We start from the raw sequence: 21,829 nt of genomic DNA on the forward strand, positions 1-21,829 counted from the left end.
CAACGACTAAATTGTGCACGTTCGCCAAGGCTTCAAAGTCATTGGCGACGGCGGCCACGCCCGCTGGGGTCAAGCTGATGACACCGGTCACGGGATCAATCTCAAACCAAGCGTCATCATTGCCGCTGACGATGCTGTAGGTCACTGGCGTGCCTTCCGGATCGATGGCATTGACGGTGCCAATCACAGTGCTGTCGCTGCTGTTTTCATTGTAGCTAAAGCTGTAGCTGTCAGACACTGGAGCATCATTTATAGGCGATACAACCGGCGTGTCACTGTCTTGGCCAGTTAAGCTGCCATCTGACACAGTTAAATCAATCGCTGGTAAAGTGCCACCGTTATTGATCAGATCTGCCCCTGCCTGGGTTAACACCACTTCGCCGTTGATCAATGCATAGTAACCGTCGGTATTGGTGCCGGCCGTAAAGTCCACTGTCAGTGCATCACCGTCTTCATCGAAGGTATTGTAAGTCGCCGCTACATCGCCAGCTGCGGCGCTATTTTCGGTAAAGTCATTGGCGACTACGTCAATGGTTGGTGCATCATTAACAGGTGTGATTTCGATGGTTAGCGTCGCGGTTTCACCCGTATTAGTGGTGTAAGTAATAACAGGAACGGTACCGTTCCAATTTTCATTGGGTGTGAAGGTGTAAGAACCATCTTCATTGATGATCAGGACACCACCTTCAAGGGCAACTTCTGTGCCGGCCGTATAAGTTTGGCCATCCACTTCAAAGCTACTCACGCTTAGGTCTGAATCTACATCGCTATCGTTATCGAGTACATTACCTGTAGCAACAGTATCTTCAGCAACAGTATTGGTGTCGTTAGCCAACACGGATGCGTCATCGACAGGTGTGACTTCGATGGTAAGCGTCGCGGTAACACCCGTATTAGTGGTGTAAGTAATGACAGGAACGGTACCGTTCCAGTTTTCATTGGGTGTGAAGGTGTAAGACCCATCTTCATTGATGATCAGGACACCACCTTCAAGAGCAACTTCTGTGCCGGCCGTATAAGTTTGGCCATCCACTTCAAAGCTACTCACGCTTAGGTCTGAATCTACGTCGCTATCGTTATCAAGTACATTACCTGTAGCAACAGTATCTTCAGCAACAGTATTGGTGTCGTTAGCCAACACAGATGCGTCATCGACAGGTGTGACTTCGATGGTCAGCGTCGCGGTTTCACCAGTGTTAGTCGTATAGGTAATGACCGGCACTTGGCCATTCCAATCTTCATTAGGAGAAAAAGTAAAAGAACCATCAGGATTGATAACGAGCACTCCATCTTCAAGCTCGATTTCTGTACCCGCAGGATAGGTTTGTCCATCTACTTCAAAACTCACTACACTCAAACCTGAGTCAGTATCGCTGTCGTTATCTAAAACATTTCCAGCAGCAACTTGATCTTCGCTAACTGTAATGACGTCATTTAATACAACCGATGGGGAATCATTTTCAATAAGCACTTCTTCTTGAGTCACTGCTGTTGGGGTAGCAGTTTGTCCTGTCGTGTCGTAGCCTGTATTCGCAATGGTCTCTGCACCATCTCTTGATACTGAGACATAACCAAAATCACCTTGGTTGGCTGTTGGGGTGCCAGCGGCGGTTTCTGGTAGGTTTGCTGTTGGATCTTCGCCAGATGCAATTAATGCCTGCAAGGCTGCTATTTCATCTATAGCTTGTTGATCTGCTACTTGCTCGATAATGGCATCATCAGGAGTATCTGCACTATTAAAAATAGTGCCGTCATCGAATGTAATAACAAAAGCAAACTCATTGCTGCCTGAAACTAATGCTCCAGCAGGAATTGTCTGGCCAAGTTGTAGTTCCTTGGTTTCATTGTTAATTGTTATTGTTACTGTACCTTCTGAAGCAGAAAGTATTCCATTTTTTGACGTAGTAATTGATTCCATTTGAAGCTCCCAACAGCTTTATATACTTAAGATAACAATGAGTTAATTTGCATCATATTTGCTTAATATAATAATAGTATTAACATTAAAATTATTTTATAAACATTAGGTCAAATAATATCACTTACCACAATGGTAGTCAATTTTTTGACGTTAAGGCGTTTCTAAACAAGCTAGTTATAATAAGCATATAAAACAAAGTATTAATTTGTTAACCTATTAGTTCTATATATTTTTACGTCATAAAAAAGTCGTAATTAAATGTAGTTTAATATTGTTATTTATTTCCTTATGTCGGCATAGATAACAACAAATAAAGCAGAATAACTAAAAAAGCCTACGAGATTGTAGGCTTTGAGATGAGCTTAAAAATAACTTTATTGCTTAGATTATGTTTGCAGCATTACGATAACTGTTTGCCGCAGAAGAGTTTTCACCTAACTGTTCTTGGGCTTGTGCTAATGCTAACCATGATTGATGCGTTGGTGCCATACGACAGACATTTTGCCAATGAGTTTTAGCTTGTTTAGTGTCACGACTTTGAATGGCAAGCTTTGCCAGACACATTTGATAGTCAGCATCATTTTCATGAGTGGTTTCTAGTCGGCTGAGTAATTTACGCACCTCTTGATCTTGTGCATCGATTAAATCAGGTATTGCGGCAAATAAAGCCGCCGATGGTGCAGCGCTAAGTTGTTTAATAATTAACTTTATTGCTTTATCTTTATGCCCATACTGAGTCAATCCATGAGCATAAGCGACAACTAATTCATCTTGTTTACGCTCCGACTTACTTAACCAATGCCAACATTTATTCAATTCTGCTTCAGAAGTCTTAGCTGCATTTACCATTAAAATACTGTTGGTTTTAGTGTTTAATTGGTTGAATTCAGTTTCAGAAAGTAATTGGCGTTTTTTCAGGATTGGTAACAACAATTTTAATGCCTGCCAATCATTTTGCTGCAAATATAACTCTTGTGCTAGTTTCAGTACTGGTGCACTACTTTTACTTGTTGGATTTAGTTTATCAAGTACTACTCGAGCTTGAGTGAGCTCCCCCTGCTTCATTAAGTAGCGGGTACGCGATGTATAAACCGCTGTCTTGGCAATAGGGTTATTTTCTGCTTGAGTTAAATAATGATCTCGCGCAGTAATATCACCTTGATAGTGAGCTGCTCTTGCTGCCGCAAAAAGATTTAATACTGGAATTTCACCTTTTTCAGCACCTTTAGCCATGGCTTTTTCAGCCGCAGGCCAATCTTCTTCAGCCAGTGCTAAAGCGCCGGTTAAAGTATGCTTTTTAGCCGCTTTTCTACGCCATTGCTCTGGCAGGTAGCGACTGCTTAGTAGCATATTTAATAATAATAAAATTAACCACTCGAGTAATTGCAGCGCAAAATAAAATACAATTAACCCCACAACACCTATGACTAAGCTAGTTTCAATCTGGTAGTCACCTATTGCGATGTAAACGTAACCGCTTTGTCCAACAATAAGTGGGCTGAGACACAGTCCAATTAAAATGAGAACAACATAAACCAGCGTCTTAATCATTGTGCTGGCTCCTGTGTAGGCATTATTTCACCATAAGTAACCAGCTGCTGGAGTAGTGGCGAGGCTTGAAATTTATTAAGAGTCACTTTTTCAACTTTAACCTTGGCTAGTTTATCCAAAGACGCAATTATTGCTTTAGTCTTTGGATCTGTTAAGTCAAAGTATTGTTGTAACCACTTGTCTGCTAAAGCAATAGATTGCTGATAATTCACTTGGTCAAATCGGTACAGTGCTAATTGTGCTTGCAATAATTTGTTGCGAATATTTTCAACTAAATACCATTGCTGTTCCGGTGATAACAGTGGCTCTAAATCAGTGGTCCGTTTGCGGATAGTAATAAAACCATCAGTTAATTCATGCCAGGTTGTGGCGAGATTTTGTTGCCAATCATCAATGGAGTCGGTGACTGCCTGGGTGTTTTTATTTTCTGTAAAATTCTCATCCACACGATTTAACGGTAACCCTTCTACATCATTGATAATATTATCTAAGTCAAAGATGGTATTGGTTATATCAGTGGTTTTTAATGCGTTAACTTTAATGATGTCTTCAGCTAAGGCTTTACGTAAAAGAGTTAATGCAGGATCTTTCATCGCACTGATACGTTCATCTGCAGACTGTAATAAACCAATTGCTGTTTGCGGATCGTTTTCTAACCATAGTTTTCTGCCAGCCATGCGAACTAAATATTCGGCTTCTGATGCCATCCAATGGTTAGGACTGCGCTGGGCAATAACAGCTACACGTTCTTGCAGTTGTTTATTTGATTGCTGTAGTTCAGCTAATTTTACATAAGCTTTGGTATCGTTCAGCTGTTGTTGCTCTAACGTACCAAAGCGTTTATTGGAAGCCATGACGGTTTGTTGTAATTCATATTTTAACGATTTATTTTGTGTAACTTGTTCAGTGATACTTTGTTCTAATTGAGTTTGGCCTTGACTTTGTTGGCTAAGTTGCAAATAAAGCCAGTAACAAGATGCCACAGCAACAATGGCAACCAGTAAACTGAATAATACCCCAATACGGATCCACCAAGAGCTAGGTTTAGCTTTGCGTCGGCTGTTATTTACCGGAGAATTTGTCTGATTATTATTTTTGTTGTCAGCAGATTGTTGGCTCGTTGCATTGACTTTTTTTGCCTTTAGCGGCTTTTCTATTGGATTTTGCGCAGGAGAAATCACTTTCTCATCCTTGTGTGCTGGCGAGTTTGGATCTTTTTTATTGTTTTCCATGAACAGTCCTTGAAAGCAAAAATACAACCAATATAAGCAATATTAGAAAATGTGTGTCGATGCAAGGTAACAATACAATAACAAATTATAACGCAAGACTCGTGAGTATAGCTTGAGTATTTGCTCCATTTGCATTGGTAATATGGCTTAATCCCATTGCTTTTGCTTGTAATTCGACGCGATGACTAGGCACTATGATATGACATGCACGTAACCATGCAAATAATTCTTTTGGGACAAGGTCAACTAAGTTGGATAATATTTCGCCGCTGGTGACCACAATGGTATCAATACCGAAGGATTGCCATTGTTGAATGGTCTGTTTTGCGTTGAGCTTAGGTATCACGCGCTGATAGACCTGCCAATAGTTCACCTTAGCACCTCGAAGCGCTAATTGTTCAGCGAGCATTTCACGTCCACCTAATCCACGTACAATAATAAATGACTGCTTATCGACATCTCGTAATTGGGGCTGTGATAATAAACCTTCACTATCTTGGCTCTCTTCGGGCGAGCTAATCGCTTGGATATTATAGTGAGCTAGGCTATCAGCGGTTGCTTGACCAACAGCGAAATAGCGACAGTGCTGTGGGAATGAATTGTGGAGTTTAGTGGCGGCAAAATCGACGGCATTAGTGCTAATAAAGAGCAAATTATCAGTGTGGGCTAAAGTAGCATGGCTCATTGATTCGTTTGTTTCAATTACCGCTAAAAGTGGGGTAACAAGATAAGCAACGTCTCGTTGTGAGAGTTGCTCTTCCATTGCTTGATTGCGCCCTTGTGGGCGCGTTAGCAAGACTTTCATGGCCAGTTATCTCTTAACTAGCATAAACAGCATCTAAAATAGTTTTAGCCCCGCGATTGAGTAAATCTTCTGCAAGAGACTCTCCAAGCGCAACGGCATCAGTTTTAGAACCCGATACCATACCCGTTATTATTTCACTTCCATCAGGATTGCCGACTAAACCACGTAGGGTTAAATTATCGCCTTGAATTTCAGCAAAAGCACCGATAGGTACTTGGCATCCGCCCTCTAAACGAGTGTTCATTGCTCGTTCAGCCAGCACTCTGTAACGGGTTTCTAAATGTTCAAGTGGTGCGAGTAATGCTTTAACACGCTCGTCATTTAGACGACATTCAATGCCGACAGCACCTTGTCCATTGGCTGGAAGTGACTCTTCTGCAGAGATAAATCCTGCAATTCGTTGATTGAGTTTTAAGCGGATTAATCCCGCAGCCGCCAGGATGATAGCATCATAATCACCACTATCGAGCTTGGCTAAACGGGTACCAACATTACCGCGTAAGTCTTTGATAATAAGATCTGGACGAGCAGCTCTAATTTGACACTGACGGCGCAGACTTGAGGTACCCACAACCGCGCCTTGAGGTAATTCACTAATAGATTTATAGCTATTTGATACAAAAGCATCGCGTGGATCTTCACGTTCGCAAATTACCTGTAGGCCTAAACCTTCAGGAAAATCTACTGGTAAATCCTTCATTGAGTGCACTGCAATATCGGCACGATTTTCAAGCATCGCGACTTCTAACTCTTTAACAAATAGCCCTTTGCCACCAATTTTAGCTAAAGGAGTATCTAAAATGACATCACCTTTGGTGCTCATTGGTAATAACTCAACCGTGAGATCGGGGTGAATGCGTTCAAGTTCAGCTTTAACAAATTCAGCTTGCCACATTGCCAGTGGGCTTTTACGTGTTGCGATACGAATTATATTTTCAGACATGGTAGTAGATCCATTAGATAGCCTCAATGGAGTAATGCTATCACCGCTCTCGCTTGGATGTAACAAATCGATGGTAATTGTTTGAAGTCTGTAGGGCTTATTTGTGATTCATCTCGTTGAACAACTACTGGTGAAATATAAAATAAATGCTACGATGATCACTGTTTTGACGAAAGCGTGACCTTGGTCGAAAATTTGAGCTTAGGTTCGAGTGTGTTAGAAAAATTTGTCACCAAATAGTTTGTGTAGCAAAAAGCGTAAATGGAGTAAGTCTTGACCGATAAAACGGCATATTATCAAAAGGATTTAGCTGAGAAACTAAATAACATTAGATTAACTAGAGTGACTAATGTACTGCCTGATTTGCAGCAGCATTTATTCCGTATAATTCCTTTTTTAATACATCATAATCAAATAGATGTGTCCGGTATTATCGACCCCAACACGCCGTGTGGTGTTCATGGGTTTGATTTGTCAGACGCAATGATTGCAGCATGCGATGCCTTATGTTTGTCTGTACCCTGCGCGATTGATTCAAGTGTTGATGCTTTTGAAGGTATCTATGCCATGGGCAGTACTGCTAGTTTTGGGCAAAATCCGCAAAGCGATTTCGATATCTGGTTGGTTTACAATAGTAAACTGACTCAAGCACAACTTAAACTCATTGAATATAAAAACAAACTCATCAGTGACTGGTTTGCCGGTTTTGAGTTTGAAGTGAATTTTTATCTAGTACATCCGATGCAATTTAGAGAATGCAGCGCATTTGATAATTGCCAACCAGTAGGATTAGAGCACAGTGGCAGTAGCCAACACTGGTTATTATTAGAAGAGTTTTACCGTTCTCATATTAGGCTCGCCGGTAAAACTGTGGCTTGGTGGCCCGATGCACAAAGCCAAGATACTCAGTCTAATGCCAACTTACTTTATCTTGGCAATGTCAATTCATTACCTGCGGCAGAGTATTTTGGCGCCTCATTATGGCAGCTCTATAAAGGGCTCAATAAACCTCATAAAGCTTTGTTAAAAGTGTTGTTATTGGAAACTTATGCCTCAGAATATCCCCATACAAGGCTAATAACTCAACAACTTTGGCAATATTGCCTAGATCAAGATTTTAGTGTTGCTAATGACGCTTATTTATTGCTGTATCAAAGAATTGAAACCTATTTAATTGCCCAAGAAGACAGTAACCGTTTAGAGATCGTTAGGCGTTGTTTTTATTTAAAGTCTGGTATCACTTTATCGAGTTTGTCACCTACCAATAGTGCAACAGACTGGCGGGTTGAAAAAATGACCAGCCTGGTTAAACAATGGGGCTGGAGCCATGAGCTAATCACCACATTGGATAATAGTCCTTATTGGCATGCTGGCCAGTTGAAATGGTTCAACCAGCAGCTCAGTGAACTGTTATTAGTCAGTTACAAAAATCTATTGAAATTTGCTTCAAAACAAACCTTAAGTGAACGTATGCGAGTTGAAGAACTCGGCTTATTGGCTCGTAAATTACATACTTACTTTAGTGATGATGACCATTTAATACAGCCTCTAAACCGACTTTGGAGTTTATCGACAGCTGAAAAATCGTTGACTATCTTTCATTGCAAGCAAGCATCACGTTTTTATCTCTATCGCCAAACTTATGTCGAACAGGATCCGTCTCAAGCTGTTACAGATAATCAAGGACATGAGTTCGATAATGATCCCATTCACGAGGCGGATAATATATGCAGTTTAGTTGCGTGGTCAGTGTTAAATGGGCTCGCAACTACCGATACTAAGTGGTTTCAAGTTGGGCGAGGTAAAAGACGGACAGATAAATTGAGTTACCTAACCCGTAAACTTATCCCTATTATGCACAATGTACCCACTGTCTATAAACGTGATTTATGCGAACCTTGGTGCTATCAAAAAATTGTGTTGATTACCAATATGGATAAAGATCCGACCACTCAATTGAATGAGCAAGAACTGATGTTGGAACATATTAATACCAATATTCTTTCCTTTGGACAGAAAAAAATCAGTATGTTGTCGTCGGTGGCGGTTGTGTGTTTAAACAGCTGGGGAGAATGGCAAAGCTATCGCTTCAATGGCAATACCGCATTACTTGAAGCTATTTCATTTATTATTCTGGGGTTAAAACGTTCAAATGACCAAGTAGATTTATCGATTATTAGTTGCTCAGCTAAGCTAAAACAACCGATTTTTAATCAGCTTAAAACCTTATTGTTACGATGTTATGGTTTAATGAAAAAGGTCAATCAGCTTAAAACCTTATTGTTACGATGTTATGGTTTAATGAAAAAGGTCAATCAGAGCAATACATTAATGCATCCAATAATCATAGGCGATCAACAATACAGTATGTACTTTAATGCGTTAGGTATGATGTATCGCAAGACTGACGTTGTGGCACAGGTCAAAAATGATCACACTCATGAGTTACCACTACCTTATACCGTGGATGATACTAACGTGAATGTACCATCGGTGATTCGCAAATTTATTGTCATGGATGCTAAGCAATATTTTGTCCGTCAACGTAAGCAAGTGCTTGATGTGTTTATTGCAGACGAGAAGAATCAGCTTGAACATTTACAATATCAACATATCAGTATCAATGATTTTGTGGCTAAAGAAAGCCATTTGTATGTCTTTGACGAACAAAAACAGCACCGGCCCGTTTTTAATATGCCGCAGTTTTTTCAACTTGTGCATATTGAAGGTAAATTAACCGTAATGCCATTTGGCTTGTCAGTAGATGAAATGGGCTCAGCATTTTAAGCATAAGCCCAAACTCAATGACAATTTAATCACTTACTTAGTGCTATTACACACTAAGTTATCACGAGGTTTATGCGTTTATCTCGAGCAAAATACCACTTTGTTTATTGATGGCATCAATCACAAAAGACATAAATTCCAATCCATTACGGGTATCTAACCATTTGCCATCATTGTAATTAAAGTGATAACCACCTGATTTTGTCGCCAGCCAAATTTCATGAAGAGGCTCTTGTTTATTGATAACGATTTGCGAATTATCTTCAAAAGCTAACTGCAAAACATTGCCGCTGGCATTAATATCGACATCGGCATCTTGCTCATCAATTGCTTTTTCTACCGCGTTCTCTATTTCGCCAAACATTTCATCGGCTAATCGATGAAACTCAGTATCTGTAATAGCCATGTATTTCTATCCTTTGCTTTCTGCGTTATGAATGCGATTATAAGACCATTATTCACTAGATGCACAGATGTTGAAAAAAATGAGACTGCTTTTATTTATTATGCTTGCTAGCCTATTTGTAACCGCATGTGGTCAAAAAGGCGTTTTATACAAAACTCCTGAGCCAGTGGCCAATAAAGTCGCCCCAAAATCTGCTAGCACAGATGTGCCCAAGCAAACTGAGGTGCTCGACTCTCAACCTTCAACCTCACAACAAGAATAGCATTTATAAGGGACCGCATTTTGGATTACTTTTCATATCAAAATGATTCACTATTCGCAGAAGACTGCGATGTAGCAAAACTGGCTAAAACGCACGGTACGCCGTTGTATATTTATTCTCGTGCCACATTAGAGCGCCATTGGCATGCCTTTAATAATGCCGTTGCTGATCATCCTCATCTTATTTGTTATGCGGTGAAGGCGAATTCAAACCTTGCAGTGTTAAATGTATTGGCCCGTTTAGGCAGTGGTTTTGATATTGTTTCTGGTGGTGAGCTCTCGCGTGTATTACAAGCGGGCGGCGACCCTAAGAAAGTGGTTTTTTCTGGTGTGGGCAAAACGGTTGCCGAAATGGAGCAAGCCCTAAACATTGGTATTTACTGTTTTAATGTTGAGTCTAGTGCTGAACTTGAACAGCTTAATGACGTCGCTGGGCGCTTAGGTAAAGTAGCCCCGGTTTCTTTGCGGATTAATCCCGATGTTGATGCTGGTACTCATCCTTATATTTCCACAGGTCTTAAAGAAAATAAATTTGGCATCGCCATGGACGAGGCTGATACGGTTTTTGCTCGTGCCGCTGAATTAGCTCATTTGCATGTAAAAGGTGTCGACTGCCATATTGGTTCACAACTTACCGAGATTAAACCCTTTTTAGATGCCATGGATCGCATGCTGGCGTTGATCGACCGTTTAGGTGAGCAAGGTATTAAGATTGAACATTTTGACGTGGGTGGCGGCTTAGGGGTTACCTATAATAGTGAAACTCCGCCGCATCCAGATAAATACGCCGCAGCATTACTCGATCGTTTAAATGGTCGTAAGTTAACATTAATTTTTGAACCGGGTCGTGCGATTGCGGCTAACGCAGGTATTTTTGTCACCCAAGTGCTTTACCTAAAAGAAAATAGCGATAAGCGTTTTGCGATTGTCGATGGTGCCATGAACGATCTTATTCGCCCTGCGCTTTATAGTGCATGGCAAAATATTATTCCGGTACAACAAAATGATGCGCCAACTTTCGCTTATGATATTGTAGGTCCTGTATGTGAGACTGGTGACTTTCTCGGTAAAGACAGGCAGTTAGCGGTAAAAGCGGGTGACTTATTAGCCGTTCGTTCAAGTGGTGCTTATGGTTTTGTGATGGCCTCAAATTATAACTCTCGTCCAAGAGTCGCGGAGATTATGGTTGATGGTAGTGATGATTTTGTTGTTCGTCAGCGCGAAACGCTACAACAACTTTGGCAAGGCGAATATTTATTGCCATAGGCAATAAGCAAACGGCATAACGTTTTATAAGGAAACTTTTGTGATCCATTTCACTAAGATGCACGGACTGGGTAATGACTTTATGGTCGTTGATGGCGTAACACAAAATGTGTTTTTTTCGCCTGAACAAATTCGCCGTCTTGCCGATCGAAATTTTGGGATTGGTTTTGATCAATTATTGTTGGTCGAGCCGCCCTATGATCCTGATTTAGATTTTCATTATCGCATCTTTAATGCCGATGGCAGTGAAGTTGAGCAGTGTGGCAATGGTGCACGCTGTTTTGCTCGTTTTGTTCGCAATAAAGGCCTCACCCAAAAAAATAAAATTCGGGTGAGTACTAACTCAGGTAAAATTACTTTGCGGATAGAGCGTGATGGTAACATCACAGTTAATATGGGTGTTCCCGTTATTGAACCAAGCCAAATTCCGTTTAAAGCTAAAAAAAGCGAAAAGACCTACTTACTGCAAACCGCAATGCAAACTTATCTGTGTGGCGCTATTTCTATGGGTAACCCCCATTGCGTTATAGAGGTTGAAGATGTGCAAACCGTCAAGGTTGATGAAATTGGCAGTATGTTAACTCGCCACGAACGCTTCCCTAAGGGCGTCAATGTTGGCTTTATGCAAGTCATTAACCCTGGGCATATTAAGTTACGCGTGTATGAACGTGGCGCAGCAGAAACGCTAGCCTGTGGCACGGGCGCATGCGCTGCTGCAGCCGTTGGTCAATTACAGGGTAAGCTTGATAAGCAGGTGAGAGTCGATTTACCTGGTGGTAGCTTAGTCATTAATTGGGACGGCGAGGGTAAACCTCTGTGGATGACGGGCCCGGCAGAACATGTATATGATGGACAAATACAACTATGAGTGAGATTACCTCCGAAGTCAGTTTAGCTAACGAAGTGGCAGGCAATACGGTTAGCAGTGCACAAGCCAAAGATATCAATTCAATTGGCCAAGATCTTGCTGTCGACATGATGGCCAGTTTGCAACAAGCCCCTTTTGATGAAATGCTGATCCGCGAATATTTGTTAGATAATCCTGACTTTTTTAATCGTTATCCAGAGTTGTTAGTGGCCATGCGTGTTCCGCATGCAGAACGTGGTGCGGTTTCATTAGTTGAACGTCGACAAGAGCTGCTTCGCCAGCGCGTCAATCAGCTTGAAGAAGAAATTACTTCGCTGATGAACATAGCGACTCATAATGAGAGAATCTTTAAATTTAATACTGAGTTATCGTTTAAAATGCTTGCAAGTCAAGACTTAGGCGAGCTGCGTCAAGTATTGTCTGAAGGATTAAAAACTGAGTTTGGCTTTAGTCATGTTAGGTTGATTACTGTGCACGATATTGACAGCGAATTAGCAAAAATTTGGCGTCATCGTGTCCAAAGCGGTTATTACTTTGGGCGGCTCACGCAATCAGAATCTAAACGTTTATTTGGCAGTGATGTGGGGTCTGTAGCATTGACTAAATTATCGGATGACAATGGCCAGGTGATATTTGCCATTGCCAGTAAAGATCCCACTCATTTTCATCCTGATATGGACTCATTGCTATTTAGCCAGTTGCGTCGTTTGTTAGACCATAAGCTACCGCAACTGTAATAGTTAATGCTCAGTGTGTTGTTTAGGATACACAGCGTACTCCAATCGTTCATGTACTGGGAGCATTGTGATGCAGCCAACAGACTGGCAAACGATATTTAGCCAACATTTAACCTCAGAAAGGCAACTATCAAGCTATACCGTGCGTAATTATATGTTTGAATTACGAAGGGTTGAAGGCATCTTAACCGAATCAACTCAGCTTATTGATGTTACCCGCGACGAGCTACAATCTATGTTGGCAACATTACACCGTAAAGGCTTGAGTCCACGTTCGTTATCTTTGTGTTTGTCAGCCGTAAAACAGTTCTTTAATTTCCTATTGTGCGAAGGTGCCATAACGGTCAACCCAGCACACAGCTTAAGTGCTCCAAAACAAAACAAACCTTTGCCAAAAAATATGGATGTCGATGCCGTCAGTCATTTGTTGTCTATCGAGGGTGACGATACGTTGTGCTTACGTGACAAAGCTATTATGGAATTATTTTATTCCAGTGGCTTACGTTTAGCTGAGCTCGCCAGCCTAGATTGCGCTGACATTAAGTTTGATCAAAGCGAAGTTAAAGTGCTGGGTAAGGGCAGTAAACAGCGGGTTGTGCCCATTGGAAAACTAGCCTTAAATGCATTAACGGCATGGCTAAACTGCCGCAGCCAGTTACCTTGTAGTCAAGCGGGTGATGCATTATTTGTCAGTAGCCAAGGTAAACGATTATCTCATCGCAGTATTCAAGCGCGGATGGCTAAGTGGGGTCAGGAACAAGCTATGGCGGTAAAAGTTCACCCACATAAATTGCGTCATTCGTTTGCAACCCATATGCTTGAATCAAGTCAAGATTTACGTGCCGTACAAGAACTGCTTGGTCATGCTAACTTATCGACCACGCAGATTTACACTAGTTTAGACTTTCAACACCTTGCCAAAGTGTACGATAACGCGCATCCAAGAGCGAAAAAAGACAGGGGAAAATAATGACAACGCCATTACTTAAAGCATCAATGATCCAGTATCAACGTCTACAACCGTTTAGCGCGATCAGTTTTGATTTAGACGACACACTCTATAATAATCTTCCTTACGTATTACATGCCAGCGATGAACTATTTTCGCTAATTAATCAAACCTATCCCGCCACTACAGCATGGGGGGCAGATCAATGGCAGCAACTTAAACATCAGTTATTTATTCATCACCCAGAGTTAGTACACGATACCACCGCAGCCCGTTATGCCATGTTGCGCCAAGGCCTTTTACACTTTGGTTATAGCGAAGTTGAAGCCAGCAAAGGGGCCCAAGATGGCATGGCGTGTTTTACCCATCATCGTAGTAACTTTACCGTTGATATTAATGTATTGCAGGTACTAGAGCGTTTAAGTCAACGCTATCAGCTTATTGGTATTACTAATGGCAATGTCGACAGCCAACGTATTGGCTTAGATAAGGTCATGAAATTTGTGCTTCATCCAGGCCACGGAGTTAAAATGAAGCCTGCTGCCGACATGTTTAGCCTCGCTTGCCGTCAACTGGATATTAAGCCTGCAGCATTATTGCATGTGGGTGATCATCCGCTGTCTGATATTGCTGGGGCAAAAATGGCAGGGTGCCAAACTGTGTGGTTAAATCCCTGTATGCAGCAACGGCATAAAAAAGCTCAACCGGTTTTGCCACACATTGAAATTAATCATTTAGATCTTCTGTTAGGCTTACTTTAGGGTGACGTTAGCGTTTTAGGTCTATGCCTGCTTTAAGGCTCATTTGTTCTACTTGCTCGCGGCTAGCATGCATATCGGCATCACCTACACGAAAGTAGGTGCCGCTATACGGATCAGTACCAACATAAATAGGCCTAAGTTTTACATCGACACAGGGCACATGGATACGAATAAGCTTTTTCGCCATAATTTCAATAATTTGTACATCAGTTGGAGCTAAAATATTGTGACTGATCTTTTTCGGATCGTGTAATATTTGCCAAATTTCACTCAGCATCGGCATAGGATTAACAATCCCCTCAATAGTAAACTCACCTTGTTGCTCCTTTACGCCTAAAATAATTTCACCACCTAAGGTGTTGGCAAAAGCGCTATAGCTTTCCCACATGCCTTCGGGCAATGTACCCTTGCCGTCTCGTCCACCTGCTAATTTAAATTCAACTTGAGCTGATTCATGTAAGTTAGCAATGTCGTCTAAGGCAAACGTTGGGTAATGATGAGGTGACATTTAGGCTCCAAATCGTCTTATGCAATCAGTAGATAAAAATAGATATGATCACTGTATGAAGTTTTGCCCACAAAAGGAAGATCATCAGTTCGGCTGTGCTGGATGTTAATTAACCAACCAGCTGTTTTAGTACTTAAATTAAATCCGCAATTGTGAATTATTTACTGTAAAGTTATCTTATATATTAGTTGGTTAATTCCAGAAACCATTTAGTCGTAGGTTTTACATTGTCAGCACAATATTCAGTTAACCCTATTCCTCACAGTTGGTTCGGACATTTATATCATCGCAATGCCAATGCGCTTGAGATAACGGCAGAGGGCATAAGCTTTGTTCCAACCCAGAGTCTATTTTTATCGCGTTTGTCATTGACGAATCTTGAGCATGTATCTTGGCAGCAGTTAGATCATCCACCACTGTTTAGTGCCAGCTTACTGGGTAGCTTATTAAGTTTTACCGCCTCTGGCGTGAGCTATCAAATTCCATTTCTGAGTTATTTTGCTCGCTCTCATTTTAAACTCCAAGTCGAATTACTGTGGGCGTTATCCCATGAACAAGCATTGTATGATTTGATAGCACGGATTGAAAAAGCCATATCGAAGCGCTATTTACGTCAGTCATTGCTAGCGAAAATGAGTTCAAGAATCGCGCGCGAATATCGCCGTTGGTTTCCGTGGAGTGCAAGCGTTGAATTACCACCTAAAACACGCGCGGCATTAACTCAATTACACCATTTTTACCATTGGAAGAATGCGCATGTAGAGCATTTGCGTGAAGATTATATTCAATCGCAGTTAGTGGCATTTGCTGATTTTTTCGATAGTGTTGAATCAAATCCATTAACGGATAAACAGCGCCGCGCCTGCATTATTGATGATGATAACAATCTACTGTTAGCGGGTGCCGGAACCGGTAAAACCAGTGTAATGGTTGGCCGTGCAGGGTATTTAGTCGCCAGCGGTCAAGCGAAAGCGGATGATATTCTATTGTTGGCTTATGGTACAAAAGCCGCCAAAGAAATGGATCTACGGATTAAACACAAACTTGGTACTGCTGACATTAAAGCCAGCACGTTTCATAGTTTAGGCTTAAAAATTATTACCGAGGTTGAAGGTGTAAAACCAAGCTTATCACCGTGGGTAAATGATGAACCTGCCAAAGACAAATGGGTGCATGATAGATTAGAAACGTTGATTGAAAATGAGTCTTACCGTAAACATCTTTTCGACTATTTTAGCCGTTACTATTACGTTGAAAAAAGCCCATTCGAATTTTCAACTGAAGGTGAGTATTTTGAATATTTACATGACAACGATATCCGTTCATTAAAAGGCGAAAGAGTAAAAAGTTTTGGTGAGCTGTATATCGCCAACTGGCTATTTAGCAATGGCATTGAATATCAGTATGAAGCTAAATATGAATATGATGTCAGCACGCTTGAGTTTCGTCAGTATCAGCCTGATTTTTACCTACCACAATATAACGTTTACATTGAATATTACGGCATCGATTCCGCCAATAATACCGCTCCTTATATCGATAACGCAGCGTATTTGGCATCAATGGCGTGGAAACGCCAGTTACATCAAAAACAGCAAACTAATTGTATTGAATTATTTTATTATCAGCACAAGAAAAATCAGTTAATCAACAAGCTTGAACAGGCTTTAACGGTATTTAAGGTTAACTACTCGCCTTTGCCTGATGACGCGATATTGGCCACCCTTTATGAGCTGGGGCGGGTAAATGAACTGGCTAAATTGTTCAGTCAGTTAATCGGTTTGTACAAAGCGGCTTGTGTGGATAAAACAGGTTTACAACGCATATTTAGCCAAGCAGCGGATCCTCAACAAGCTCGTAAAGCATTTCAATTGCTGCAACCTATTTTACAGCAGTATCAGGAGTATTTATCTGCAACGGGTGATATCGACTTTGAAGATATGATTGCTAAAGCGCTAGCCTATCTGCAAAGCGGCCAATACGTTAGCCCGTGGCGATATATTATGGTCGATGAGTTTCAGGATATTTCAGAACCCAGAGCGCGTTTAGTGCGTGCGCTGCGAGATTCAAGATCGAAAACCTCCAGTAGCGAGACTTCACTCTTTTGTGTGGGTGATGACTGGCAGGCTATTTATCGCTTCAGTGGGGCAGATGTCAGCTTAACGACGCAATTCGCCCAGTATTTTGGTCAGACCAGCGAAACTCATTTGGACCTAACGTTTAGATTTAATAACCGTATCGGCGAAGTTGCCAGCGCTTTTGTGACTAAAAACCCGCATCAACTTAATAAAGAGGTTCATTCGTTAATACAGGTGGTTGATCCTGCTATCTCGATACTACGCCGCGGAGTAAATGAGCGCGCAAGTCAAGATGAACCGAGTGCTAATGCATTAGCGCAAGCTTTGAACGCCTTGTCTGTTCATGTGGCTAAAGCCAGTGCGATATCTACTACTGAGCCCTCGACTAAATCCATAACGAAACCGACAGTCTATTTACTGGCACGTTTTTGGTTTCAATTACCCGATAAAGATCTATTGCGTCAGTTAAATGCTCAGTACCCCATGTTATCGATTGAGTGTTTATCTTTTCATGCCTCAAAGGGCAAAGAGGCCGACTATGTGGTAATACTGGGGCTGACTCAAGGTATACACGGATTTCCATCACAGAAAATAACCCCACCTTTACTCGACGCTTTCTTGCCCCAAGCTGAAGCTTTTCAATTTGCCGAAGAGCGACGCTTGTTTTATGTCGCACTGACTCGAGCTAAGCATCGTGTTTATGTATTAGCGGATATGACCAATGTCAGTCCCTTTGTGGTTGAGCTTATTCAGCAACCCTATAACGTTGAACTGAATGAATTCAGTACTTCATTGGTACAAACGTTATTTGAGCAAATTAAATGTGCTCGATGTACGACTGGCACATTAACAGCGAGAACTGGCAAGTTTTCATCATTTTTCTCATGCTCGCATTTTCCTTTGTGCGATCACCAAGAAGCGGGGTGTGACCTCTGTGGTAGCCCGATGACGCGCAAGCGCACTAATGGTTTTGCTGTTTGCTTAGATGAACATTGTGGTCACATAGCACCGCTGTGTAACCTCTGTGGCGCAGACATGAGCTTAAGAGAAAGTGCTCGAGGAGCTTTTTGGGGGTGTAAAAATTATCGCGGTAACAGCGTGCCTAGTTGTAGCAATACCATTAATACAGCGACAATATCCTTTAAAAGCAAACCACATCAAAAACTCAAGCAACCGCATGATATATCACTGCCTAAGCCGCGGCAAAAGGTGTAAGTACAACTATTACTGTGGGTAAATGATCTGGTAAAGCGCCGTTAAGTCTCCATTGCGGCAAAGGTATATCACATTGGATTTTTTATACCTATTTCACTGCACCTGTATAGATTTAGCCGCTTTATATACATATGGGCATGGTCTTAAATGAAGGTTAAAGATGTCGATGCCATCGACATAAATGAATCAATGCCGCATTACATGTCGATAAATTAAGGTTTTATAAACATGTTTTCACTTAATATAATCGAGGATAGTTTGGTCATAATGATATCGACCATATCTAGTGTAGCTGTCTAGCTTGTTAGTCAGTAATCATCTTGTGACTGACTATGAATGAAATTAATAAAACAAAAAAGGGCTTGTCATTACTGATAAGCCCTTTTCATTACAATTAATTATGAACGAGCTATTAGTTCATGTTGAATTCATTGAGACATTTATGCTTTACGAAAAAACGTTACGGGCGTTATAAACCAATAGAACTTTCTGATGCTAAAGGATTAGGTGTCCGAATCTCCAGGAAAATGCTGGAATATGTGGAGTAGGCCACATCATAGAGGCAAGCGAAATAGCGAGTTTGTGTTCAAATTTATCAGCACGAACTTCTGCCGTAAACTGTAAAAGCTCTGCAAAAATGCAGAGCTTTATTTCGATTACATGTAGTTAATAAGTAAGCTTTTTATGGGCAGCTAGCTATACCAATATCTACCCAAACAGTAGCCATACCAGGAATATCACCTTTGGTCCAATAACTGGCTTGCCATTGACGGCCGTTATAACTGGTCGTAGCGCCACCGCTATAGGCAATGGTAGCATCCCAACCTAACTCAACTTCACTTATTAGCTGCCATTGATCCGCAGTGCGGGAAGGCTTATTGCCTTGAGTCCAGTACTTAGCTTTCCAAACTAAACTACTGTAGCTAACGGTATCACCCGTGTTGTAAACCACGTTGGCTTGCCAAGTAGGATATTGATCCGCATTAGGGTCGGTTGCATCACAGCCCCCACCGATTACCTTAGGTGTCACTGTCAATGTGGTTGAGCCATTGGCATCTAAAGCACCATCAGAAACTAACACGCTTAATAAGTAGCTAGTCGACTCTGTAACATTGGCACCTGTGACGACTAGCGTGGCACTATTTTGTCCTGTTGCAGAAACATCTGCTGGCACTGTCCAGTTGTAAGTGAGCGCATCACCATCGGCATCAGAGGCATTGGCTACAATACTGACAGACTTACCGGCTTCGACAATGGCTGTCGCAGCCACACTCACGACTGGGGCTTGGTTAGGCGCATCCGCCTTATTCGTTAAAAGGACAGAATCTGTTGCTGATGCACCTTGAGGATCCGTTACTTGAAGGCTAAAACCATAGACGACATCGGTCAGAGTGGCTTCTAATGGGATAATGACATTGGCCATATCCGCGTTAGCGAGAGTTATCGTTGGGCCGGATACTTGTGTCCAAAGATACGTTAGGGCGCCATTTTCAGGATCACGTGAACCATTGCCATTGAGAGTTACATCGGCAGGGCCAGTTACTGATATGTCTGCTCCAGCATTGGCAATAGGGGCTTTATTCACCGGTGGCGTAGTGCCTTCACCGTGGCCAAGACCTTCGTGCATCGCATTAAGAATATCGCCATTATCAGCATCAATTTCCCAGGCGAATAGTCCTCCAAGTTGATTTGATAACACATATTGGCCTTTGGCTTTTACCGAACGAGGATCGTCAAAGGTAATCAAATCGCCTGTCGTTGGGTTAAACACTGAAGGTGCTTCGGCGGTTTCATCGTAGTTATAAGTCCAACCGCTCCCCATGTACTCATTCACGATCTGGCGATAATCCACCACGCCATCTTCCCATGTGCCTTTTACTTTACCGGTGGCCGTACCCGTGAATGGATTATTGCCAGTGTAGCCATTAACGCCAGTCCAACCACGGCCATACATAGCCGCACCGACCACAATTTTACCAGGCGTAACACCTTGCGCTAAAAGGTTTTTCACCCCTTTGTCTGTGGTGTAGCGGGTATCAGGATCCCAACTGGCTTCATACAAATTGGTTTGATGGCCAAGTTCGGTATTGGTCCAGCCGCCGTTGAAGTCGTAGCTCATTAAAAAAATGTAATCCATGTATTGCTGGGCAGCTTGATAATCAACTTTGGCAATTTTATCGTCACCAGCGCTAATGGCTGAGGTCAGTTCATAACTTCGTCCCGTTTCAGCGCTTAACTCATCTAACATGGCTCGCAGTTCTCGCATCAAAATGACATAGGTTTCGCCATCATTAGCATTGCCTAAACTTGGGTTTGCACCGCTCCCCCCGGGGAACTCCCAATCAATGTCTACACCATCGAAAAATTTCCACGTTTGTAAGAATTCTTTAACTGATGCCACAAAAACATCACGCTTGGTTTTATCTCCTAGAAAATAGAATGGATCGGATAATGTCCAGCCGCCAACAGAAGGCAAAATTTTCAAATCAGGATAGGCTTGTTTAAGTGCCATCAATTGGCCGAAATTACCTTTGTAAGGATCAGAAAAATCACTCACACCAGCCTGAGTCATTTGGACCGCCGCCCAAGGATCGTGGATAGCGACTTTAAAGTCAGCACGGCCACTACAAGCACGTTGCAGCGCTTGGAAACTGCCGTCAATTTCTTTCAAGCTATCGTTGATACCATCCCCGCCGCATATTGGGGTAAAACCATATAAAATATGAGTTAAGTTTTGTGCAGGGAGCTTATCGACCGCGAATTTGCGGCCGTATACCCCCCATTCAACAAAGTAACTGCCGACCACTTTGCCTGACTTGTTTGTATATGGACGGTTGTTTTCTTTAAGCGGAGCATTGAGTGGCACTAAGTGGCTGCCATCGGTATCGGCCACGAGGATTTCTTTGGCATCGCTCGCCGTACAACCATCGCTGTTACACAGCTGAACTTGCATTTGATAGCGGCCACCTTGCTGTACCTTGAAACTTGCAGAGCCAGACGCACTCGAAGGGCCTTCCCATACCGCATTACCATCAAGCAGTACTTTCGCCACAGTGCCAACATCACCACTCCAAAGATTCCAGTTTACTGATACATCCGCTGCATCTTTGACTTTCACTAATTGGTTGTAGGCTGTTGCGGCTTGATCAACCTCGATGATGGCAAATTTTGTTTCACCCCAACCAATAGTGGGTTTACCCGGAGTGGCAGCGATAACATGTGCAGATAACGAAGATGAAATAATCAACGCTAATGTTGAAATACGTGTATTAAACATGAGACTTCCCTATTGAATTATTTAAACCAATAAGGCAAAAAACGCGAACAGGACAGCTGTTCTTTCTAAAACTCATGCGTCAAAAATGCATGAAGAAGGATCCCTGTGGTGTCCCCGCTATCATAGGTACTAAATTCCCCTTAGACCGGAGGCTTTGCGTCCCAATCTTTCAATTGGTTTGCCTTTCTCAAACAAGTGACAGCGTTGTCATTTGTTTCATTAGCATAGTCTTAACTTTTATAAAAATGCAATGAAATAATCCGA

Annotated in this window: 16 protein-coding genes and 1 riboswitch; of the genes, 8 read left to right on the forward strand and 8 right to left on the reverse strand. The window is 41.9% G+C overall.

Annotated features, from left to right (window positions below):
• The 5 genes from GW828_RS19100 to hemC form a co-directional block, all read right to left on the reverse strand.
• On the reverse strand, positions 1-1,918 hold a 1,918-nt coding region (locus GW828_RS19100; protein ID WP_273693546.1), incomplete at its 3' end, for a retention module-containing protein.
• A gap of 384 nt (positions 1,919-2,302) precedes the next feature.
• The gene (locus GW828_RS19105; RefSeq protein WP_273059998.1) at positions 2,303-3,472 is read right to left on the reverse strand and encodes a heme biosynthesis HemY N-terminal domain-containing protein; all 1,170 of its coding nucleotides are present in this window, start codon (positions 3,470-3,472) and stop codon (positions 2,303-2,305) included.
• Positions 3,469-4,704, reverse strand: a complete 1,236-nt coding sequence (locus GW828_RS19110) for a uroporphyrinogen-III C-methyltransferase (RefSeq protein WP_273060000.1) — start codon at positions 4,702-4,704, stop codon at positions 3,469-3,471. Before GW828_RS19110 ends, GW828_RS19105 begins: the two co-directional genes overlap by 4 nt.
• Before the next feature lie 85 nt (positions 4,705-4,789).
• Positions 4,790-5,509, reverse strand: a complete 720-nt coding sequence (locus tag GW828_RS19115) for a uroporphyrinogen-III synthase (protein WP_124017229.1) — start codon at positions 5,507-5,509, stop codon at positions 4,790-4,792.
• Positions 5,510-5,522: 13 nt separating this feature from the next.
• Positions 5,523-6,452, reverse strand: coding sequence for a hydroxymethylbilane synthase (gene hemC / locus GW828_RS19120; RefSeq protein WP_273060003.1), 930 nt, complete (start codon positions 6,450-6,452; stop codon positions 5,523-5,525).
• Positions 6,453-6,725: 273 nt separating this feature from the next.
• Between hemC and GW828_RS19125 the strand changes: the two genes are divergently transcribed.
• Positions 6,726-9,239 carry a class I adenylate cyclase gene (locus GW828_RS19125; RefSeq protein ID WP_273060005.1) on the forward strand — a complete coding sequence of 838 codons (2,514 nt, stop codon included), beginning with the start codon at positions 6,726-6,728 and terminating at the stop codon, positions 9,237-9,239.
• Positions 9,240-9,309: 70 nt separating this feature from the next.
• On the opposite strand, the gene cyaY is transcribed toward GW828_RS19125, so the two are convergent.
• Positions 9,310-9,645: an iron donor protein CyaY gene (gene cyaY, locus GW828_RS19130; RefSeq protein WP_124017232.1), complete on the reverse strand. Its 336-nt coding sequence runs from the start codon at positions 9,643-9,645 to the stop codon at positions 9,310-9,312.
• A gap of 79 nt (positions 9,646-9,724) precedes the next feature.
• Here cyaY and lptM point away from each other — a divergent pair, with 79 nt between their 5' ends.
• From lptM to GW828_RS19160, 6 genes are all read left to right on the forward strand, one after another.
• On the forward strand, positions 9,725-9,907 hold the full coding sequence (gene lptM / locus GW828_RS19135; RefSeq protein ID WP_165870137.1) for an LPS translocon maturation chaperone LptM: 183 nt from the start codon (positions 9,725-9,727) through the stop codon (positions 9,905-9,907).
• A gap of 20 nt (positions 9,908-9,927) precedes the next feature.
• Entirely contained in the window at positions 9,928-11,172 is a 1,245-nt protein-coding gene (lysA, locus tag GW828_RS19140) for a diaminopimelate decarboxylase (RefSeq protein WP_182741629.1), read from the forward strand.
• Positions 11,173-11,212: 40 nt separating this feature from the next.
• Positions 11,213-12,040 carry a diaminopimelate epimerase gene (gene dapF / locus GW828_RS19145; protein WP_124017235.1) on the forward strand — a complete coding sequence of 276 codons (828 nt, stop codon included), beginning with the start codon at positions 11,213-11,215 and terminating at the stop codon, positions 12,038-12,040.
• A gap of 110 nt (positions 12,041-12,150) precedes the next feature.
• Entirely contained in the window at positions 12,151-12,777 is a 627-nt protein-coding gene (locus GW828_RS19150; RefSeq protein WP_182741635.1) for a DUF484 family protein, read from the forward strand.
• A gap of 70 nt (positions 12,778-12,847) precedes the next feature.
• Complete coding sequence (xerC, locus tag GW828_RS19155; RefSeq protein ID WP_182741627.1) at positions 12,848-13,747, forward strand: tyrosine recombinase XerC; 900 nt, start codon at positions 12,848-12,850, stop codon at positions 13,745-13,747.
• Positions 13,747-14,487, forward strand: coding sequence for an HAD-IA family hydrolase (locus GW828_RS19160; RefSeq protein WP_182723337.1), 741 nt, complete (start codon positions 13,747-13,749; stop codon positions 14,485-14,487). Before xerC ends, GW828_RS19160 begins: the two co-directional genes overlap by 1 nt.
• Before the next feature lie 7 nt (positions 14,488-14,494).
• On the opposite strand, the gene GW828_RS19165 is transcribed toward GW828_RS19160, so the two are convergent.
• Positions 14,495-14,995: an AlbA family DNA-binding domain-containing protein gene (locus tag GW828_RS19165; RefSeq protein WP_124017238.1), complete on the reverse strand. Its 501-nt coding sequence runs from the start codon at positions 14,993-14,995 to the stop codon at positions 14,495-14,497.
• A gap of 227 nt (positions 14,996-15,222) precedes the next feature.
• Here GW828_RS19165 and GW828_RS19170 point away from each other — a divergent pair, with 227 nt between their 5' ends.
• A complete protein-coding gene (locus GW828_RS19170; RefSeq protein ID WP_273060010.1) occupies positions 15,223-18,288 on the forward strand; it encodes a UvrD-helicase domain-containing protein in 3,066 nt (1,021 codons plus the stop codon).
• A gap of 682 nt (positions 18,289-18,970) precedes the next feature.
• Here GW828_RS19170 and GW828_RS19175 read toward each other — a convergent pair.
• Positions 18,971-21,565 (reverse strand): glycosyl hydrolase family 18 protein, encoded by a 2,595-nt coding sequence (locus GW828_RS19175; RefSeq protein ID WP_273060011.1) that lies wholly within the window; start codon positions 21,563-21,565, stop codon positions 18,971-18,973.
• Positions 21,566-21,669: 104 nt separating this feature from the next.
• Positions 21,670-21,758, reverse strand: a riboswitch (cyclic di-GMP riboswitch).
• Between the last annotated feature and the right edge of the window lie 71 nt (positions 21,759-21,829).

This window comes from Shewanella vesiculosa, assembly GCF_009994065.1.
Lineage (GTDB): Bacteria > Pseudomonadota > Gammaproteobacteria > Enterobacterales > Shewanellaceae > Shewanella > Shewanella vesiculosa.